The 18,452-nt window shown below is 60.5% G+C and carries 15 protein-coding genes and 1 pseudogene; 11 read left to right on the forward strand and 5 right to left on the reverse strand.

Annotated features, from left to right (window positions below; genetic code table 11):
- The first annotated feature begins 167 nt into the window (after positions 1-167).
- From GRO01_RS10930 to GRO01_RS10955, 6 genes are all read left to right on the forward strand, one after another.
- A complete protein-coding gene (locus GRO01_RS10930) occupies positions 168-2,276 on the forward strand; it encodes an AfsR/SARP family transcriptional regulator (RefSeq protein ID WP_174787439.1) in 2,109 nt (702 codons plus the stop codon).
- A gap of 134 nt (positions 2,277-2,410) precedes the next feature.
- Positions 2,411-2,929 (forward strand): DUF3576 domain-containing protein, encoded by a 519-nt coding sequence (locus GRO01_RS10935; protein ID WP_231490313.1) that lies wholly within the window; start codon positions 2,411-2,413, stop codon positions 2,927-2,929.
- Positions 2,930-2,936: 7 nt separating this feature from the next.
- Entirely contained in the window at positions 2,937-5,534 is a 2,598-nt protein-coding gene (gene leuS, locus GRO01_RS10940) for a leucine--tRNA ligase (protein ID WP_062509687.1), read from the forward strand.
- Positions 5,534-6,205: a hypothetical protein gene (locus GRO01_RS10945; RefSeq protein WP_062509685.1), complete on the forward strand. Its 672-nt coding sequence runs from the start codon at positions 5,534-5,536 to the stop codon at positions 6,203-6,205. Before leuS ends, GRO01_RS10945 begins: the two co-directional genes overlap by 1 nt.
- A 14-nt stretch (positions 6,206-6,219) precedes the next feature.
- Positions 6,220-7,221 (forward strand): DNA polymerase III subunit delta, encoded by a 1,002-nt coding sequence (holA, locus tag GRO01_RS10950; protein ID WP_062509683.1) that lies wholly within the window; start codon positions 6,220-6,222, stop codon positions 7,219-7,221.
- Positions 7,222-7,362: 141 nt separating this feature from the next.
- Positions 7,363-8,379: an SDR family oxidoreductase gene (locus GRO01_RS10955; RefSeq protein ID WP_062509681.1), complete on the forward strand. Its 1,017-nt coding sequence runs from the start codon at positions 7,363-7,365 to the stop codon at positions 8,377-8,379.
- 59 nt (positions 8,380-8,438) lie between these two features.
- Here GRO01_RS10955 and GRO01_RS10960 read toward each other — a convergent pair whose 3' ends face one another.
- The gene (locus tag GRO01_RS10960) at positions 8,439-10,871 is read right to left on the reverse strand and encodes a TonB-dependent receptor plug domain-containing protein (RefSeq protein ID WP_371857412.1); all 2,433 of its coding nucleotides are present in this window, start codon (positions 10,869-10,871) and stop codon (positions 8,439-8,441) included.
- Between the two features lie 258 nt (positions 10,872-11,129).
- Between GRO01_RS10960 and GRO01_RS10965 the strand changes: the two genes are divergently transcribed.
- Complete coding sequence (locus GRO01_RS10965) at positions 11,130-12,326, forward strand: SMP-30/gluconolactonase/LRE family protein (protein WP_062509677.1); 1,197 nt, start codon at positions 11,130-11,132, stop codon at positions 12,324-12,326.
- Positions 12,327-12,398: 72 nt separating this feature from the next.
- Here GRO01_RS10965 and GRO01_RS10970 read toward each other — a convergent pair.
- The 4 genes and pseudogenes from GRO01_RS10970 to minC all read right to left on the reverse strand — a co-directional run.
- Positions 12,399-12,782: pseudogene (locus tag GRO01_RS10970) on the reverse strand (YidB family protein); the annotation flags it as partial.
- Between the two features lie 60 nt (positions 12,783-12,842).
- Positions 12,843-13,121 carry a cell division topological specificity factor MinE gene (gene minE, locus GRO01_RS10975; RefSeq protein ID WP_011251986.1) on the reverse strand — a complete coding sequence of 93 codons (279 nt, stop codon included), beginning with the start codon at positions 13,119-13,121 and terminating at the stop codon, positions 12,843-12,845.
- A gap of 4 nt (positions 13,122-13,125) precedes the next feature.
- Positions 13,126-13,938: a septum site-determining protein MinD gene (minD, locus tag GRO01_RS10980; protein ID WP_041110869.1), complete on the reverse strand. Its 813-nt coding sequence runs from the start codon at positions 13,936-13,938 to the stop codon at positions 13,126-13,128.
- 149 nt (positions 13,939-14,087) lie between these two features.
- Entirely contained in the window at positions 14,088-14,816 is a 729-nt protein-coding gene (minC, locus tag GRO01_RS10985; RefSeq protein WP_062509673.1) for a septum site-determining protein MinC, read from the reverse strand.
- A gap of 77 nt (positions 14,817-14,893) precedes the next feature.
- Between minC and fzlA the strand changes: the two genes are divergently transcribed.
- The 4 genes from fzlA to GRO01_RS11005 all read left to right on the forward strand — a co-directional run bounded on the left by fzlA (position 14,894) and on the right by GRO01_RS11005 (position 18,396).
- Positions 14,894-15,562 (forward strand): FtsZ-binding protein FzlA, encoded by a 669-nt coding sequence (gene fzlA, locus GRO01_RS10990; RefSeq protein WP_062509671.1) that lies wholly within the window; start codon positions 14,894-14,896, stop codon positions 15,560-15,562.
- Positions 15,563-15,573: 11 nt separating this feature from the next.
- Complete coding sequence (locus GRO01_RS10995) at positions 15,574-16,749, forward strand: BaiN/RdsA family NAD(P)/FAD-dependent oxidoreductase (protein WP_062509850.1); 1,176 nt, start codon at positions 15,574-15,576, stop codon at positions 16,747-16,749.
- 122 nt (positions 16,750-16,871) lie between these two features.
- Positions 16,872-17,117 (forward strand): hypothetical protein, encoded by a 246-nt coding sequence (locus GRO01_RS11000; protein WP_024717246.1) that lies wholly within the window; start codon positions 16,872-16,874, stop codon positions 17,115-17,117.
- Positions 17,118-17,163: 46 nt separating this feature from the next.
- Entirely contained in the window at positions 17,164-18,396 is a 1,233-nt protein-coding gene (locus GRO01_RS11005) for a DNA recombination protein RmuC (protein ID WP_062509670.1), read from the forward strand.
- The last annotated feature ends 56 nt before the right edge of the window (positions 18,397-18,452 follow it).

Consider the following 18,452-nt stretch of genomic DNA (forward strand, 5'->3'; position numbering starts at 1 on the left):
CGATCGCATTCGCGCCTGTCATCCTACACAACATCTCATCGTGGAGGTGTTGCAGGTTTGACTGGGTTGAGAATTGCCATGATCTGCATTGCTTATGACGACATACTGAACCAGTTCGGGCTTTTTGCCCTTCCCGGCCGGGGGCGCTGAAAGTGGGGGCGGCAAAGATGATGGAAAGTGCACCCCGCCACGTCCGCGAGACCGATCCTACGCTTCTGCGCCTGAGGCTGATCGGGCAGATGGAGGCAAAAACCCTTACAGGCGAGAGCGTCCTTCCTGTTGGGGGCAAGACACGGGCCCTTCTGGCTATTCTGGCTCTTTCTGATCGAAAGCCGGTCCTGCGATCCCGTCTTGCGGAGCTGCTGTGGAGTCAGCGTCCCGAAGACATGGCCCGCGCATCGCTCCGGCAGGAGATCCACCGCCTTCTGGATGCCCTGAGTCCACTGGGTGTGGATGTGATTGATGTCCAGCGCCATTCACTTGCCCTGAAGCCGGCGCTGACATCTGTCGACGCCGAGAGGCTGCTGACGGCCAGTGTCCGAACGATCGACAGCGTCACGCCGCCCGACGAGCCATTGCTTGGTGAACTGGTTGGTGTAGATCCCGCGCTGGATGACTGGCTTGTCCAGCAGAGGGAACGACTGTCAGCGCATCTTCAGCATGTTTATGAAAATGCTGTCCGAGAACTGACCGATCCGGATCAGGTCGAGGACATGGCAGAACGCCTGCTGAAGTTTGATAACCTGAACGAGATTGCCTGGCGCGCAAGAATACAGACCGCGCTCCATCGCGGAGATCAGGGGCGGGCAGCAGCACTTGCTGATCAGATGAGCCATCTGTTCGGGGATATTGAAGGACATATTCCGGACCCCGCGACCCAGTCCCTGATTGCGAATATCTCGACGCAAGCTCATGGCAGCGAAGTCGCAAATGATTTCTCCCAGGCGGTGCTGCCGACTGGAGGACCCGACATTCCTTTCAGCGCGCCCATGCCACGACTGGACCCAATGCTGGCCCTGCCGCTGCATTATGCTTCGCGCGACCCTTCATCTGTGGAACCTCGCCGGATTTCACTGGTGTTCCTGCCGCCATCATGTCCCGATGGAAAGCTTGCGAAGCAGGCACAGGATCTGCGGGATCAGCTCGAGCTCATATTCGTGCACATGGGAACGTTTGATATCCTTTCCGTTCCCGAGCCATCTTTGCCGGATCCCGTCAATGCGGCGGCAGTTTATCGAAGCTGGGGCACGGATTACATTATTTCCGGAAGTCTGCGCGCAGGACTTGATGGCGCAGATAACCGGCTCATTGTCCGCGTGCTGGATGCACGGCGCGGTGGTGTCATTATCTGGGGGACACATTACGATTTCCCATCCGCTGGTCCAGACGCTGCAAAAAACAGTCTGCTTGCACCGGCACAGGCGATGCAGTGGAATATTTTCGTCGTAGAAGCCCGGCGGATCGCTGCGCGTCCGGATGCAGAGCTGTCCGCCCTGGGCATGGCATTAAGAGCATTCATGCTCCTTCTGCGCCATGACTGTTCTTTTTTCGACCGGATCGGGGTTCTGCTGGAGCGTGCGACCGTTCTTGAGGAAGAAGATGGAGCGATTGCTCTTATTGACGCGCTCCACTGCTATATCCGGTTCCTGAACGACTGGAGCGCGGATGCCGAAGCCGTGTTTGCGCGTGGGCTTCAAAGGGTCCGGGCCGCAGTCTCGCTGATGCCGGATCTACATGCCGTCGAGGTCCTGCTTGCAGCCTATCTGATGTATGACCCCACCATGCAAAGTACGGCGGTTTCGGTTGCCCAGGCTGCAGCGGAAGGCATTTCCCGCAATGACCAGAACCACAGGGATTCTCCTGACTATCTGATGGCTTCCATTGTCCTTGACCTGCTGCAGGGCAGGACGAATGCAGCCGCCACTACCGTAAAGGTTCTTCTTGAAAATGGTTGTCGCTCCCAGTTGCTGGAACTGCTGCGACCGGTTTTCATGATGATCCTGCTGCTGGGAGAAGACTATCAGAAAGTAATTTCCATAGGCCGGTTGATGTCCGGTTTGTATCCGGTGTGCCCGAGTTCCCTCGTTTATTACCTCATTGCCCTGATTGAGACCGGTGATTTCCCGGAAGAGACCCAACAGGTCCATCAACACCTTCTGCGCCTGGTGCCTGATCTGACAATTTCAAAAATCGTCAGCAGGTTTCCTTTCATTGAGAAAGCGCATCAGAAAAGGCTGATGGATGCATTGGGTCGGGCTGGGCTGGTCAAGGGATAAGAACATCTCTTTCAGGTGCTTGGCCTTGTGCCGCCGGCACGATATGAACACACAAACAGAAGTTGCCGGCTGCAGGCCTCGCCAGTCTGCATCCTTGCTTGTGACCGGCCCTGGCGCGGCCCGCAGGACCACACATGATGTCTCGCATCCAGTTGACCGTTCTTCGACCTTTTCACCGACCGAAAACCCGCCTTGCTCTGGGATTCCTGGCACTCGGCGCTCTTGCCGCCTGTGGTGGCGGACGTGATCCCAGCACTCTGACAGCGCCCCGCAATCATCTTCTGGGTGTGGACCGCGGTGCTGAAGGCGGTGCTGACGAGCTTCGTGGTGGCGTGAATGCCTATCTGTGGCGTGGAGCGATCGACACCCTGTCCTTCATGCCGCTGGCTTCGGCCGATGCCGTCGGCGGCGTCATCCTGACCGACTGGTATCAGCCCTCCGCCAGCCAGAACGAGCGGTTCAAGATCGCAGCCTATGTGCTGGATCGCCGGCTGCGTTCCGACGCCCTGCGGGTTTCGGTGTTCCGTCAGGTTCTGCAGGACGGGCAGTGGGAAGACACGCCGGTCTCGGCAACCACCACATCCGATATCACCACCCGCATCCTGACACGCGCGCGCCAGCTGCGTGCTGAAAATGGCGAGCGGGACAACTGAGTTAGACATGAGCGATACCACAGCCCCCGCATTCGACTTTCAAAATCGCGAACCGTTCTGGCAGGAAGAGTGGAAGCAGCGGAACATTTTCGCGGTTCCGGATGTTCCTCCCGCTGACCGGCCGAAATACTACGTGCTGGAGATGTTCCCGTATCCGTCGGGGCAGCTCCATGTCGGACACGTCCGGAACTACACGCTCGGGGACGTGGTTGCGCGGTACAAGCGGGCCCGTGGTTTCGCCGTCATGCATCCCATGGGCTGGGACGCCTTCGGTCTGCCGGCCGAAAACGCCGCCCGGGAGCGGAATGTCCATCCTGGCAAATGGACGATGGACAACATCGCCACGATGCGCGGCACGCTCCAGCGCCTCGGGTTCTCATTGGACTGGGATCGTGAAATTGCGACCTGCCTGCCGGAGTATTACGGCAAGCAGCAGAAGCTGTTCACCGACATGTTGGCAGCAGGGCTGGTCGAGCGGCGTGATTCCCTCGTCAACTGGGATCCGGTCGATGAGACGGTTCTGGCAAACGAACAGGTTGTGGACGGCCGTGGCTGGCGATCCGGAGCGCTGATCGAGAAAAAGAAGCTCTCCCAGTGGTTCCTGAAAATCACGAAATTTGCCCAGCCCCTGCTTGATGACCTCAAGACGCTGGATCGCTGGCCTGAGCGCGTCCGGACAATGCAGGAGCGCTGGATCGGCCGTTCGGAAGGCGCGCGGGTCCGTTTCGCCCTGCACCAGCCGCCAGCAGGCTATGACGAAGATCTGGACAGCGTTGAAGTCTTCACGACACGTCCTGATACGCTTTTCGGGCTGAGCTTTATCGGGATTTCGGCAGAACATCCTCTGGCGCGCAAAGTTGCGGAGACCAATCCGCAGGCCGCTGCCTTTATCGAAGAATGTCGCCGCCTCGGGACATCGGAAGAAGCCATCGAGGCCGCCGAAAAGCGCGGCTTCGATACCGGTCTGCGTGTCGCCAATCCGCTGGATCCGGAAAAGACCGCACCTGTCTGGATCGCCAATTTCGTTCTGATGGATTACGGCACCGGCGCCGTCTTCGGCTGCCCATGCGGTGATCAGCGCGATCTGGACTTCGCGCGCAAATATGACCTGCCAGTTCCGCAGGTCCTGTTGCCCGCCGGTCAGGATGCCGAAACCTTTACGCTTGGCAAGAAGGCCGTCTCTGGAGACGCCACCCTCTTCAATTCCGGCTTTCTGGACGGACTGGACCCCGCAACGGCCCGGACGAAGGTTATCGAGCGCCTTGAAGGTCTGGGCGCCGGCAAGGGCGTCGTGAACTGGCGCCTGCGTGACTGGGGGATTTCCCGCCAACGGTACTGGGGCTGCCCGATCCCCATTATTCATTGCGAAACCTGTGGCCCGGTTCCTGTTCCGGATGACCAACTACCGGTCATTCTGCCTGAGGATGTGACATTCGACCGTCCCGGCAATCCACTGGATCATCATCCCACATGGAAGCATGTGGCCTGCCCCTGCTGTGGCAAGCCTGCCGTTCGCGAGACGGACACGTTTGACACCTTTGTTGACAGTTCCTGGTATTTCGCCCGCTTCACCAGCCCGCATGCCGAGACCCCGACTGTCCCGGCTGCGGCCAATGGCTGGCTCCCGGTCGATCAGTATATCGGTGGCATCGAGCATGCGATCCTGCATCTGCTTTATGCGCGTTTCTTCACCCGGGCGATGCACGAAACCGGGCATCTGGATGTCGATGAGCCGTTTGCCGGTCTCTTTACGCAGGGCATGGTGACGCATGAGAGCTACCGGGATGACAGCGGCTGGCTGTATCCCGAAGAAGTCGAACGTCAGGGTGACAAGGTCGTGCGGCGCGAGGGCGGGACCCCAGTTCAGGTCGGCCGTTCCGAAAAGATGTCCAAGTCCAAGCGCAACACGGTGTCTCCAGTGGACATCATCGAGCGATATGGCGCCGACACGGCCCGCTGGTTCGTGCTGTCCGACAGCCCGCCCGAGAGGGACATGGAGTGGACGGCGTCAGGTGTCGCAGCGGCTGCCCGTTTCGGTCAGCGCCTGCATCGCCTCGTCTCAGCCGTGGCTGCCCGGGATGCGGCCGATAGCGCACACGGAACTGCCGGGGATGATCTGCGTCGTGTGACACACCGGACCATCGTGGCAGTCGGCGAAGCGCTTGAAGCCTTCACGCCAAATGTCGCCGTGGCACGTCTGCATGAACTGACATCGGCACTGGCTGAGGCTGAACGCATCGAAGGCGCTGGCATTGCCGCCGCCCGCCGGGAAGCAGCACGCGTGCTGTGTCTGCTGACCGCGCCGATGATGCCGCATCTTGCGGAAGACATGATGGCGGTTCTGGAGCCGGCCAGTGCGCTCGTTGTAGAGCGTCCCTGGCCGGAAGCCGAAGAAAAATGGCTGGCCGTGCAGAGTGTGACGATCGGTGTGCAGATCCTCGGCAAGCTGCGCGGGACCATCGAAGTCCCGCCCGATGCGCCGAAAGAAGACGTGCTGGCCGCAGCGAAGAGCGAGCCGAATGTGGCTCGCCTGCTGGAAGGAAAGCGACTGGTGAAGGAAATCCATGTTCCGAACCGGATCGTCAATTTCGTGGTGGCAGGCTGATGTCTGACCGGCGCGGCACTTTTCTTCTGACAGCGTGTCTTTTTCTGGGAGGGTGCGGTTTTACCCCCCTCTACGGAAAGCTGACGCCAAAAACCGACATGTCGGAAGAGCTGGCCCAGATCTACGTGGACAACATTCCGGGTCGTTACGGTCAGCTGCTGCGTCTGGCTCTTCAGAAAAATCTGGCAGGCGCCGGGCCTGAAGATCCTCATAAATACATGCTGAAAGTCTATTCGGGCATGAATGAGGAAGCGGTGGACATCCATCAGGACAACACCTCAGGTCGCACAAGAAGCACGGGGTCAGCGCACTGGGTTCTGATCACGGTGGATCAGAACCCGCGTCTGCTGGCGCAGGGCGATGCGACAACGCTGGATGGCTTCAACACCACGTTCGAGCAGTATTTCGCCCAGACTTTGAATGACGAAACGCTTCAGGCACGTGTCTCGGATACCCTAGCCCAGACGGTGACCCAGCAGATCGCAATCTGGTTCCGCAATCACAACATGCCTGAGAAGGCCGCTCCTGACGAACTGCCGCGTTATCTGAATACGGACCGTATGCCTGACGATAACGGAAATGCAGCGACGGATCGGACTGGTGTGGACGGCTTCCCGGCTTCCGCCACAGGCCGTCTGTCCCGGGGTACGTCCAGCGCGACCCCGCAGTAAATGAAGTCTGCCACGTGAAGATTGACGCACGGAGTATCGGGCGCACTCTGGCGGATGCCGGTTCCTGGCGGGCAATCGTGCTTCATGGCGATGACACGGGTCTTATCCGCGAACGCGCTGTTCAGGCCGTCAAGCTGGTAGCCGGAACGCTTGATGATCCGTTTCAGGTCGCCCAACTGGACCGGGAAACGCAGGATCGGCTTGAAGAGGAAGCCACGGCGCTCTCCCTGATCGGCGGGCGGCGCGTCGTCTGGGTGCGGGATGGACAGGACAGTCTGGCGCCACTGTTCAAGCGGGTGCTGGAGACCGCAACAGACGCGCTGATCGTTATCGAAGCACCGGGAATTACGGCGCGCTCAAAGCTGCGTGCGCTGGCCGAAGCCCATAAACAGGTCGCATCCATTGCCTGCTATCCCGAAGAAGGGCGGGCATTATCCCAGACCGTCACGGATGCTCTCGGTCAGGCCGGGGTGACAATCGATCGTGATGCACTGGTCTGGCTGCTGGGTGCGCTCGGCGCCGATCGCAGTGGTGTGCGGGGCGAGATCGAAAAGCTTGTCCTCTATGCGGGTGAGGGCGGTCGTCTTGATCTGCAGGCTGTGCAGGACTGCGTAGGGGATGCAGGCGGCAATTCGCTGGAAGATGCCGCTTTTTCCGCCCTGTGCGGCAACCGGCTGATGGCTGATCAGGCGCTTGAGCGGGCTCTCGCGGATGGTGCCAATCCCGTGGCGGTGGCGCGGACGGTTCTGGGCGTTCTGGTCCGACTTCAGAAGGTCGCTCAGAGCGTGCAGGAAGGCCATGGTCGGGCTGAGGCTATGAAGGCACTGAAGCCCCCCGTGTTCTTCAAACGGACGGCAGCCTTTGGTCAGGCACTGGACCGCTGGTCTCTTCCTGCACTGGCCATCGCAGCGCAGGAAACGCAGGCTTTTGAACTGGCCTGCAAGCAGAGCGCATCGCCTGACATGGCGCTGTGCAGACGCCATATTGCGTCTCTCTGTACGGTCAGGAAAGTCTGATCAGATCAGTGCCCGGCTTCAAAGCCGAGTTTTTATGGAAACTTCCTGTTCCGCGAGACTGTTTCTCTTCCGTCAGAAATCAATGATCCGCAGGGTTGGCCGGGATGGACCAGTTTGCGGAGAACGGAAAAGGACAGGTTCATGACTGAACGGAATTCCGATGATTCCCGCCGCAAGGTTCTGAAAGGCGCGGCTCTGGGGCTTGCTGCTGCGGCGGCCGCAGGGAGCAGGGCAAAGGCAGCTGACCCTACCATGTCTGCCGAAAACGGCGCGCCCCCGCTTTCCGATCCTGCCAAGCGCTATACGGATGGTCCCTTTCAGGCCCAGCCGCAGCCATGGCCCGGTCTTGCTTCCAGAATGTCCCCGCGTCCTGATCATGGTGAAACCTCCTACCGGGGATCCGGTCGCATGGCGGGACGAAAGGCACTTGTAACGGGTGGAGATTCCGGTCTGGGACGCGCCGCAGCCATCGCTATTGCCCGCGAAGGGGCGGATGTGGCGATTTCCTATCTTCCGGCTGAGGAAGAAGATGCAAAAGAAGTCATGGATCTCATCCGGAGCGCCGGACGCAAGGCGGTGGCTCTTCCTGGCGACATCCGTTCGGAGAAATTCTGTCAGAAGCTGGTGGCCAATGCAGCGCGCGAGCTGGGCGGTCTGGACTGTCTCATCAACTGCGCCGGACGTCAGCATTATCATGAGAGCATCCTCGATCTGACGACAGAGGATTTCGACTGGACGCTGAAGACCAATCTTTATGCGCTTTTCTGGATCATCAAGGCGGCCATCCCGCATATGCCGCCGGGCAGTTCGATCGTGAATACGAGCTCGACCAACGCCTATAATCCTTCCGAAATCCTGGTGGATTACAGCATCACCAAGGCAGGCATCGCGGATCTGACGAAGAGCCTCGCCAAGCAGCTTGTCCCCAAGGGCATCCGCGTCAATGCGGTCGCACCCGGACCGTTCTGGACGGCCCTGCAGGTCAGTGGTGGCCAGCCCATGTCCGCGGTCGAGAAGTTCGGCTCGACCGTTCCCCTCAAGCGCCCAGGCCAGCCCGCCGAGATCGCTCCGCTCTATGTGCAGCTTGCCAGCACGGACGGCAGCTACCTAACCGGACAGATCTTCGGAGCCACTGGTGGAACCGGCATTCCGGGCTAACAGTCATTGAGAACACAAAAAAGCGGAGGGCCGAAGCCTTCCGCTTTTTTTGTGGCTGATCAGAAACGTGCCGAGACGTCCAGATAGTAATAGCCGCCATTCATGCCGAGCTGTGATGTGCTCATGTAGTACTTGGGAACGCCAAGATAGCGGTTCCCTTCAGGCACGACTGATGGGAACTTGGCGAAGATGTTGTTGCCACCGATCGTCGCACTCCATTTCGGCGTGATGTTGTACGTGACAGACGCATTCGTGGTCCATTTTGGCACGTTCTGGAACTGGAGGAAGTGGCTCGTGGAGTAGGTATATGGCCCCGTATAGTAGGTCAGCTGCGATGTGGTTTCGCCATAACGGATTTCGTGAACGGAGACGGCCCACTTGTTATGCGCCGACCGCCAGGTGCCCCCAAAAATGATCTTGCTGCGCGGATAGGCCGTGGTGATGTAAGCAATATTCTGGGCGTTCAGCAGGGGCGCGCCAGTCGTACTGTTGGTCTGATGGCGCAGACGCGTGCGGTTCAGGTTGATGGCAACATCCCAGTCCGCATGACCATAACGGCCGAAATCGGTCGGGTAGTTCGCCGTCAGGTCGAGGCCCTGCGTGCGGGTATTGGCCACGTTGGCAAACCAGTGGGTGGCAAGCTGGCTGCCTGTCCAGTTTTCCGATCCACTGGGCAGATTGAAGCCATCGGCGGCGAGTGCGCTATAGGCCTGCGATCCATAGATCGTTCCACCCGGCATGATCCGGTCGCGCAGATCAATCTGATACACGTCCACGGTGACATGCAGCTTCTTGATCGGCTCCACGATGATGCCGCCTTCGGCGCTCGTGGAAGATTCCGGCTTCAGGGCCGAAGCACCGTTGGCGAGAGCGCCAGCAGAGCTTGCCGCGATGATGCCGCTTGCCGCAGTCGGGGAGACGGACAGGGCAGAATAATGTTCCTGCGCCAGAGTCGGCGCATGGAAGCCGTTGCTGAACGTACCGCGGATCGCAAAGCGCGGGCTGAAATCATAACGGGTCGAGACCTTGCCGGTCTTGGTATTACCGACATCCGTATAATGCTCGACGCGCCCGGCCAGATCGAGCTGCCAGTGCTTCATCAGGTTCGTGGAAACATCCAGATAACCTGCCGCAACGTCACGGGACCATTTGCCGGCATTGGCCGGGTTGGTGCCGGGGAAGCCGTCCGAGCTGGAATAAGTGTAACTGGCCGGAGAGCCCGTACCGATCGCATAAGCCTCATAGCGATAGGATGCACCGCCCGCGACGTTGATGGCGTAGGGCCAGAAGGACGTGCGGAATTTGCGGCTGAGGTCGACGCTGTTCGTCCACTGCGTGTCGTTATAGGCCTGTGCGGCAAAGGATGTCGGGGTCTGACCCGTAGCCGCATAAAGGCCCACATTCGTCGTGCTCTGGGCGTTGACGGCGTCGTAATCCCGGCCAAAGACCGAAGATACATCCCAGTGCCAGCCTGCCAGCGTGCCCCTGAAGCCTGCAGTCAGCTCGTAATCGTTCTCGTTCAGCTCTTCGATCGGCGCGTAGCCATAAGGATAGATCGCTGAATAGCCGGGATATTTCGCGAGCGAAGAGGGCAGGCGGTAGTTCTGGTACGATTCCGCGTGACGATGCGCATAGGTCGCGCTGGCATAGGCCTGCACGTTGTCGGTGATGTCATAGCCCGCGTTGATGGCGACGCTCTCACGGGTCTGCTCTGGCTGGCCCAGAAGCTGGTTAACATAGGTGTTGGTCCGGTTATCGGCACCGGAACGCACCGTATGATCCTGATGCACGAAATCGCCACCGATATGCACGAAGCCACGATTGTTCAGGTTCGCACCACCGTCGATGAACACGCCCTGCTGGAAACCGTCACCTTCGCTCGTAATGCCCGTGTTCGAGCGCATGGTCAGACCATGGTTCTGCTTCTTCAGGATGATGTTGACCACGCCCGCAATGGCGTCCGAACCATACTGGGCGGATGCGCCGTCACGCAGGACTTCGATATGGTCGATCATGGACATGGGGATCATGTCGATATCGACAGGTGTCGAGCCCTGCGAGGGGCCGGCATCGGCATAGATATTGGCCGTGGTGTGACGGCGCTTGCCATCCACGAGCACCAGCGTCTCGTTGGGATTGAGGCCACGCAGCGAGATGCTGTCGGTCAGGGCACCGGCATCAAAACCGCCAGTCGGTACGGTCAGGGATGGAAGCAGCAGCGCCAGAGAGTCTCGCAGCGTAGGCTGGCCAGTCCCTGTCAGCTGGCGATTTGTGACGATATCGACCGGAGCGATCGAATCCCGGGCCTTCTTGCCGAACTCGCGCGTTCCCGTCACAACCACAGCCTCGCTACCCCCCGAAACCTCGGGCGTGGGCCTTGCTGCCTGTCTGGGAGCTGGTTTCGCCGTCTTCTTGGCAACCGGTGTTGTATGGGCCTGTTTGTGCTGAACCGGAACGGACTGCGTCGTCGCAGCCCGGCTTTCGTCCGTCATCAGGACAAACGCAGAGCCAAGGAGGGATGTCCCCAGAAGGGTCAGGTGACGAAGAGAGAGCTGGTTCAGCACTTTTACCACGCGATAAGTTAGTAATTTATACGAAATACAAAATCGTTTCGTATTTGCGGAAGGTCAACACAATTTTCCGCTTCCGAAAAGATTTCGATCACATTTTGTCAGGGCTGTGGCGTTCTTCACACGGATCGGGCGTTATGGAAATGGTTTGTCTTGTAAATGGATTACGGGAGTTCGTGCATGAAGCGACGTCATTTCCTGCGGGCCGCTTCGGCAGCCCCAGCGTCTCTTGCAGTCTCGGTGGCCCTGCCGGGCACTCAGGCCTATGCCGCCGGAAACGAGGATAACGGAACAGGCCCCTTAGGCGAACTCGACATTGTGGCCAGGTTTGACGGACCCGGCCCGTCGGGGATCGTGGTTCTGCCAGATGGCCGGACCTTTGTCGGCTTCCCGCGCCATGCCGTGGACCATAAGGGCGCGACGCTGGGGGAACTGGTGGATGGAAAGGTTGTGCCTTATCCCTCCGCGGCTATGAGCCTGCCCGCAGAGGTTCCGGCAGAGTGCCTTGTCTCCGTTCATGGCATGACGATGGATCGTCAGGGTCGTCTCTGGGTCATTGATGACGGAAAGCGCGCCGGCCATCCGTTGCAGCCGGGAGCGGCGAAAATCGTCTGTATCGACCCGGTGACGAACCGGGTTGCGCATAAGATTATTCTCAAGGCGCCTGTGCTCCTGCCGGACAGTCACATGAACGACCTGCGGGTTTCCCTCTCGCATGGCGCGCAGGGAACGGTCTTCGTGACGGACTCTTCATTCGGGACGAAGCCCGGACTGGTGATCGTCGATGTGGCAACCCAGCAGGCGCGCCGGGTTCTGACAACACATCCCGCGATCCTGCCGGAGGCCGGCTTTTTGGCGATCGTGGAAGGGGAGCCCCGCCGCTACATCCCCGGTCATCCGCAACTCGTCTCCGGCGGGGTCGATGGCATTGCCCTGACAAAGGACGAAAAACGTCTGTATTTCTCACCCCTGACCAGTCGGCGGCTCTACAGCCTGCCGGTCGATCTTCTGGCCGATCCGTCTTCGGATGATGCAGTTCTGGCGCCCGCGATCCGCGACGAAGGTGAGAAGGGGGTTGCGGACGGTCTGGCTCTGGATGATCAGGACCGGCTTTATACGACGAATTACGAGCATGACTGCATCCTGCGGCGCGATCAGGATGGATCTTTCAAAATGATGCTCCGCGATCCCCGCGCCCTGTCCCCGGACGGGATCTTTGCGACCGCGGATCATGTCTATTGTACGTTCGGGCAGTGGAACCGCCTTGCGTCATTCAATGAAGGGACCGATCGCAGGGTCACGCCCTATCTTCTGATCCGTTTTCCGATCGAACAACCGCAGCCTTACAATGCTTTGCCGCAGGGGCAGAAAACCTGACCTTAGATACGAAAAAACCCCGGTGGATCGGTCCACCGGGGCTTTTTACTATTTGTTGGTCGCCGTCTGGTTTCAGGCTGTCGTAGAAGGTGCCTGACCGTCCGGCGTGTGCTTGCCCACTGCGGCGGGGAGAAGCTGTGCCAGTGCCGGCAGGATCGTTCCGGCGGGTAGACCCGTCTTGCTGACGATCATCTGGATCTGCTGATCCGTCAGGAGGCTGCGCAGTTCATCGGTGGTGATGGGCAGGTTCTCGCCATTGCCGATCCAGGAATGGATCTTGTCGGTCAGACCAGCATTCTGCGCCTGGCTGAGAAGCATGTTCAGGCCGTCTCCCTTGAGGAAGTCGCCGATGCTGCCACCGAATTTTTCGCCAAGCTGTCCGCCAATTGCGCCGACGGCCTGATTCATGATGTTTCCAAGAAAGCCACTCATCCGTATTGTTCCGTCTCTTGCAGATGCGGCATCAGGGCCGCACCCGGTGTGTCTGGGGCAGGATCTATCCGGGAAGAATCCGGATCAGGATCCCCGCTTGCCGCTGAGTTCCTGAGGAACCTCGACGTCAATTTCGAGCATGGAGCAGCCGCTGCCACGATCGACCTTGATCTGGACCTTGTCCTGATCAACGGCGACATGACGGGCGATCACTTCCATGATCTCCTTGTGAAGCTGGCGGATCAGATCAGACTCACCGGCCTCACCCGCACCGCGCTCATGCGCGAGCAGGATCTGCAGACGGTCCTTGGCGACGCTGCTGGACTGCTGCCGCCGGGCGAAGATGTTTGAGAGAAAACTCATGAACTCATGCGTCCCTCTTGAAGAGCCAGTCAAAGAAACCGCGTTTCTCGACTGGAACCGAGACCTCGAGCTTCTCGCCGCTCAGGCGACGGGCTGCTTCGAAATAGGCGCGGGCAGGAAGGCTCGTGGGCGCAGCGAGCGTCACGGGTGCACCGACGTTGGAGGACTTCAGCACATCCTCGCTTTCCGGAACGATGCCAAGCAGCGGAATGGAGAGGATCTCGAGAACGTCCTCGACGCTCAGCATTTCCTTGCGGGCGGCACGGGCAGGGTCATAGCGCGTCAGGAGCAGGTGCTTTTCGACCTTCTCGCCCTGTTCGGCCTTCTGGGTCTTGCTGTCGAGCAGACCGATGATCCGGTCGGAGTCACGCACCGAGCTGACTTCGGGATTGGTCACGATCACGGCCATGTCGGCGTGATACATGGCGAGCTGCGCGCCACGCTCGATACCAGCCGGGCTGTCGCAGATTACCCAGTCGAACTTCTCGCGAAGCTCGTCCATGACGCGGGCAACGCCCTCGGACGTCAGCGCGTCCTTGTCACGGGTCTGGGATGCCGGGAGGATGGAGAGCGTTTCGCAGCGCTTGTCGCGGATCAGGGCCTGCGACAGGCGGGCATCGCCCTGCACGACATTGATCAGATCGAACACGACCCGGCGCTCAGCGCCCATGACCAGGTCAAGGTTCCGAAGGCCGACATCGAAATCAACCACCACCACATTCTGCCCGCTCTGAGCGAGAGCGGCGCCGAGCGCGGCGGTCGATGTCGTCTTGCCGACGCCACCCTTGCCGGAAGTGACAACCAGAACCTTGGCCATGAATACTCCAAAATAACGTCTTTGCGGTCTGCGGTTGCCTGTAACGAAGGACCGCAACCGGTTTTCTCATTGTATGAAAGTTTTATGCCCCGCGGCAACCGGCGAATAGGGGTGCTTTCGTGGCAGTGATGCCCAATTTACGGTTCAGGTTAAGCCGGCAGGGGCAGGACACGGACCCGGTCCTCGTCCAGCGCCGCCTGTGCGGCCTGTCCAAGGATGGCAGGATCGATGTCTTCCGTGACGGCATAATACCCGTCAAGGGCCAGCAGTTCAGCCAGCATCCGGCTTGCGAAAATGCGGCTCTGGGACTGTCCGCCCACCCCGGCGATCGCCCGGCCGCGCAATGTTCCGTACACATGGATGGACCCTGCGGCCACGATTTCCGCGCCAGACGAGACGGATCCAAGAATAATTACATCGCCCTGCATGTGCTGGATGCTCTGACCTGAACGGACATGCTGGTCGATGATCAGCGTCCCCCCCCCCGAAACCGGGCCTGCTGCACTGACGGCGGGATCTTCCGGGATCTCGACTTCTCCCGCCGGACGGCCGCCATCCAGTGTTTCCGGCCAGTCCCAGTGCGCAACTGCCGGCCAGTGCCGGCTTCCGCCTTCGATGCCGATGATCCGGACACCACGGCGGCGAATATCATCCAGCAGCGTCGCCAGACCCGGCGTGGTTTCGTTGAGGAGGCCGAGGTCGAGGATGACGGGCTTTCCGGTGAAGAGGCCGCCAGAGCGGGCGATCTGGTAGTCGAGGCCTTCCAGCCAGAGGGGGAGGGGCGCCTCGGGCGACAGGACAAGCGCCAGAAAGGAGCGGCCGCGTGCACGGATGCGCATGGGGGCGTGTGAAGAGGCAGTGGAAACGGGATCGGGCATCGTGAAAATCGTCGGACCTGTGTCGGGCAGTCGGTGAGGCTCTTGTGAGCGGGTATCGGCTGACTTAGAAAGTGGCAATGCGTATCCTGCATCACCTTCCACTTTCTCCGCAATGCCGTCTTGTGAGGCTCGCCCTCAGCGAGAAGCGACTCCCGTTCGAACCCGTGATTGAACGGGTCTGGGAGCAGCGTGAGGAATTTCTGCATCTCAATCCCGCAGGCGAGGTGCCTGTGCTGGTTGAGGAAAACGGTCTGGCCGTACCGGGCGGGCGTGTCATCTGCGAATATCTGGATGACGCCTATCCCGATACACCGCTTCTGGGACGCACTCTGGCCGAGCGCGTCGAGACGCGGCGGCTCGTGGACTGGTTCGAGACCCGCTTTGCGCAGGAGGTTACCCGCAATCTCCTTGGCGAAAAGGTGGACAAGCGCCAGTTCGGACGCGGGCATCCTGATGGCAATGCGCTGCGAGCCGGCTATGCGAACATGCGCTTTCACCTTGATTATATCGGCTGGCTGGCAGAGACGCGGTCCTGGCTTGCGGGGCCTGCATTGTCGCTCGCGGATTTCGCGGCCGCGGCTCATCTGTCGGCGCTGGATTTCATCGGGGACGTGAACTGGTCCAAGGCACCTGCGGCGAAGGACTGGTATGCCCGGGTGAAATCGAGGCCCTGTTTCCGGGGGCTGCTGTCTGACAAGGTCAGTGGCATCACGCCGCCGGCGCATTACGCCAATCTGGATTTCTGAGAGCCGCCATGATGAACCCCGATGTGATTGTGCTCGGAGCCGGTGCAGCGGGGCTGATGGCTGCGGCGACAGCCGGTCAGAACGGGGCGCGGGTCCTTGTTCTGGACCACGGTCCGGAGCCGGGCCGCAAGATCCTGATTTCGGGCGGTGGCCGGTGCAATTTTACGCATCTTGAGACCGGCCCCAACTGTTTCATCTCGCAGAACCGCCATTTCGCGCGTTCTGCACTGGCGCGATACACGCCGCAGGATTTTCTCAAGCTGGTGAACCGCTACGGCATTGCCTGGCATGAGAAGGCGCGGGGTCAACTCTTCTGCGACGGCTCGGCCGGGCAGATCGTGGACATGCTGGTGTCGGAATGCCGGACCGCCGGGTGTGAGTTGCGGATGCAGACCCGCATTCTGGATGTGCGGCAGGCGGAGCACGGCTTCATCGTCGTCACGGATGGGGGCGAGATCCGGACCGGGGCGGTGATTCTCGCGACGGGCGGGCTGTCCATTCCCAAGCTTGGAGCATCGGATCTGTCGCTCCGGTTGGCGCGGAAATTCGGTCTGAGGATTGTGCCGCCGGCACCTGCGCTCGTGCCGCTGGTTCTGGCGGACGCCGATCCGGAGCTTGCTGGTGTGTCGCTGCCGATCGTGGCGCGCGTGGGCAAGAAGGGGCCGCGGTTCGAGGACGGAATGGTCTTCACGCATCGTGGCGTATCCGGCCCGGCGATCCTTCAGATCTCATCCTATCTTGAAAATGGTGAAGCGGCGCAAATTGATCTGCTGCCGGGGCAGAACGCGCTCAATGTGCTGCTGAAGGTCAAAAAAGACAGGCCGAAAGCCCTGCCGCCGAGTCTGCTGGAAGCACTGCCCCAGCGGCTGGCGCGTGTTCTGGCCGCCGGGCTCGGGGACACGATGCTGGCGAACCAGCCGGATCGTGCAATCAGGGCGCTGGCCGAGCGTGTGTCGAACTGGCAGCTTCGTCCGGCCGGGACGGAAGGTTACGCCAAGGCGGAAGTCATGCGCGGCGGCATTGATACGCGAGACCTGTCGTCCCAGACGCTGGAGGCCCGTGACATTCCGGGGCTGTATGCGATCGGTGAGGCCGTGGATGTGACAGGCTGGCTGGGCGGGCACAATTTCCAGTGGGCCTGGGCGAGTGGTGTTGCGGCAGGACAGGCTGCTGCCGGGCACCGCTAGGCGCGCTCTGCCACAGGATTGCCATTCTCGCATCCGATCACGCGGCAACCGGTGCGGCGGCGATCCGTTTCCGCTTCTCCAATTCCGGTTTTCTGAAACTGGCTGATCAAGGACACATCGAAATGTCTCGTTCCGTTTTCCGTCATGTTCTGCGTGCTGCTGCCGGTCTGTCCTTTCTGGGGCTTGGCGCCTGTGTCGGCACGGCGGCGTCCGGTCCGGTTGCGCCGGGCACGCCCATCGCGGGGTATGGCTATACCTGCAAAGCCGGGATCTACACCTGCAAGATGCCGACGCAGGTTCCGCTGGGGGCGCCGTGCTCGTGCCCGGGACTGGGTGCTGCGTCTTACGGCAATATTCATCAGCCGTAAGACGACTGGCATTGGCCGTCACGGACTGACGGGGTAGGACTGCGCCATGCAGGAGGGTTTTTCCGGAATGGCGCAGTTTCTTCCCTGGATCGTGGCAGCGGTAGGGCTGCTGGTTGCGCTTGTTGCTGTCCTGCGGGGCGGCAATGGCAGTGGCCGGTTCGAGCGTCTGCTTGAGCGCGAGGCTCAGGAACGGGCGCAGGACGTCGAATATCACCGGGCGCATCTGTCGGAAGTGGAGCGGGTGTTGTCGGGGCGGCTGAACCAGTTCCGGCTGGAAACCAGCGAGCGTCTGAGCACGCTGGCGCGTAATCTGGGGCAGGATCAGGCGGAAGGGCGGCTCCTGCTATCTGATGCGCTGCGCGAAATGGCGCAGAGCCAGAACGAGCAGATCGAACGGATCCGTGCGACCGTGAACGAACAGCTTCATGGCGCTGTCGAAAAGCAGATGCAGACCAGCTTCCAGCGCGTGGTGGAGCAGTTCAGCGCCATGCAGAAGGCCTTGGGCGAAGTCACGAGTGTGACGGCGCAGATCGGCGATCTGAAGCGGCTGTTTTCGAACGTGAAGACGCGCGGTGGCTGGGGCGAGGCGCAGTGCCGGGCCATTCTGGACGATATTCTCCCCGAAGGCAGTTATGACACGAATTTCCGTCTTGGGACGGCAGGCGAGAACGTTGAGTTCGCCGTGAAGATGCCGGTGCGGGGTACGGAGACGCCGCCACGCCTCGCGATCGACAGCAAGTTCCCGACCGAAGCCTATGAACGTCTGCTGAATGCTTCGGAAGCGGGAGACGCGCTGGCCGAACGGCAGGCCCGGCGGGAGCTTGAAAATGTCATCCGGTTCGAGGCGAAGAAAATCGCGTCCAAATATATCCTGCCGCCGGTGACGGTCGAATTTGCCGTACTCTATCTGCCGACGGACGGGCTTTATGCCGAAATCGCCCGGATGCCGGGCGTGATTGACGAGATCGGGCGGCTGTATCGGGTGATGGTGATGGGGCCGTCACTGCTGCCCGCGATGCTGCGGACGGTGCATCTGGGATATGTCACGCTGACGCTCGAAGAGCGGACGGAGGCGATCGCGGGGCTTCTGGGGGCGACGCGGCAGGAAATGCTTCGGATGGATCAGGTTCTGGAAAAGCTGCACCGCAGTGCGGGGACGATGGGCAACACGATCGAGGAGGCCCGGCGTCGCACCCGCGTACTTGGGCGAAGGCTGCGGGCTCTGGACGGCACGGCGGATGAAATGGAAGAGGCGCTGGACGAGACGTCCCTGTCCTGAGGCTCGGCGCCTTTAAGAGCGATTTTAATTGGATGACATGGGACGCTGCCCCATGT

It is taken from the genome of Gluconobacter roseus NBRC 3990, from assembly GCF_006538885.1.
Lineage (GTDB): Bacteria > Pseudomonadota > Alphaproteobacteria > Acetobacterales > Acetobacteraceae > Gluconobacter > Gluconobacter roseus.

Excerpts from the sequence above, each read along its gene's own strand:
- GRO01_RS11005 (WP_062509670.1), top strand. The coding sequence starts at position 17,164 with ATGCAGGAGGGTTTTTCCGGAATGGCGCAGTTTCTTCCCTGGATCGTG.
- minE (WP_011251986.1), bottom strand. The coding sequence starts at position 13,121 with ATGAGTTTTCTCTCAAACATCTTCGCCCGGCGGCAGCAGTCCAGCAGC.
- GRO01_RS10935 (WP_231490313.1), top strand. The coding sequence starts at position 2,411 with ATGATGTCTCGCATCCAGTTGACCGTTCTTCGACCTTTTCACCGACCG.
- leuS (WP_062509687.1), top strand. The coding sequence starts at position 2,937 with ATGAGCGATACCACAGCCCCCGCATTCGACTTTCAAAATCGCGAACCG.
- GRO01_RS10945 (WP_062509685.1), top strand. The coding sequence starts at position 5,534 with ATGTCTGACCGGCGCGGCACTTTTCTTCTGACAGCGTGTCTTTTTCTG.
- fzlA (WP_062509671.1), top strand. The coding sequence starts at position 14,894 with ATGCGTATCCTGCATCACCTTCCACTTTCTCCGCAATGCCGTCTTGTG.
- minD (WP_041110869.1), bottom strand. The coding sequence starts at position 13,938 with ATGGCCAAGGTTCTGGTTGTCACTTCCGGCAAGGGTGGCGTCGGCAAG.
- GRO01_RS10995 (WP_062509850.1), top strand. The coding sequence starts at position 15,574 with ATGAACCCCGATGTGATTGTGCTCGGAGCCGGTGCAGCGGGGCTGATG.
- GRO01_RS10960 (WP_371857412.1), bottom strand. The coding sequence starts at position 10,871 with ATGACGGACGAAAGCCGGGCTGCGACGACGCAGTCCGTTCCGGTTCAG.
- GRO01_RS11000 (WP_024717246.1), top strand. The coding sequence starts at position 16,872 with ATGTCTCGTTCCGTTTTCCGTCATGTTCTGCGTGCTGCTGCCGGTCTG.
- minC (WP_062509673.1), bottom strand. The coding sequence starts at position 14,816 with ATGCCCGATCCCGTTTCCACTGCCTCTTCACACGCCCCCATGCGCATC.
- GRO01_RS10965 (WP_062509677.1), top strand. The coding sequence starts at position 11,130 with ATGAAGCGACGTCATTTCCTGCGGGCCGCTTCGGCAGCCCCAGCGTCT.
- GRO01_RS10955 (WP_062509681.1), top strand. The coding sequence starts at position 7,363 with ATGACTGAACGGAATTCCGATGATTCCCGCCGCAAGGTTCTGAAAGGC.
- GRO01_RS10930 (WP_174787439.1), top strand. The coding sequence starts at position 168 with ATGATGGAAAGTGCACCCCGCCACGTCCGCGAGACCGATCCTACGCTT.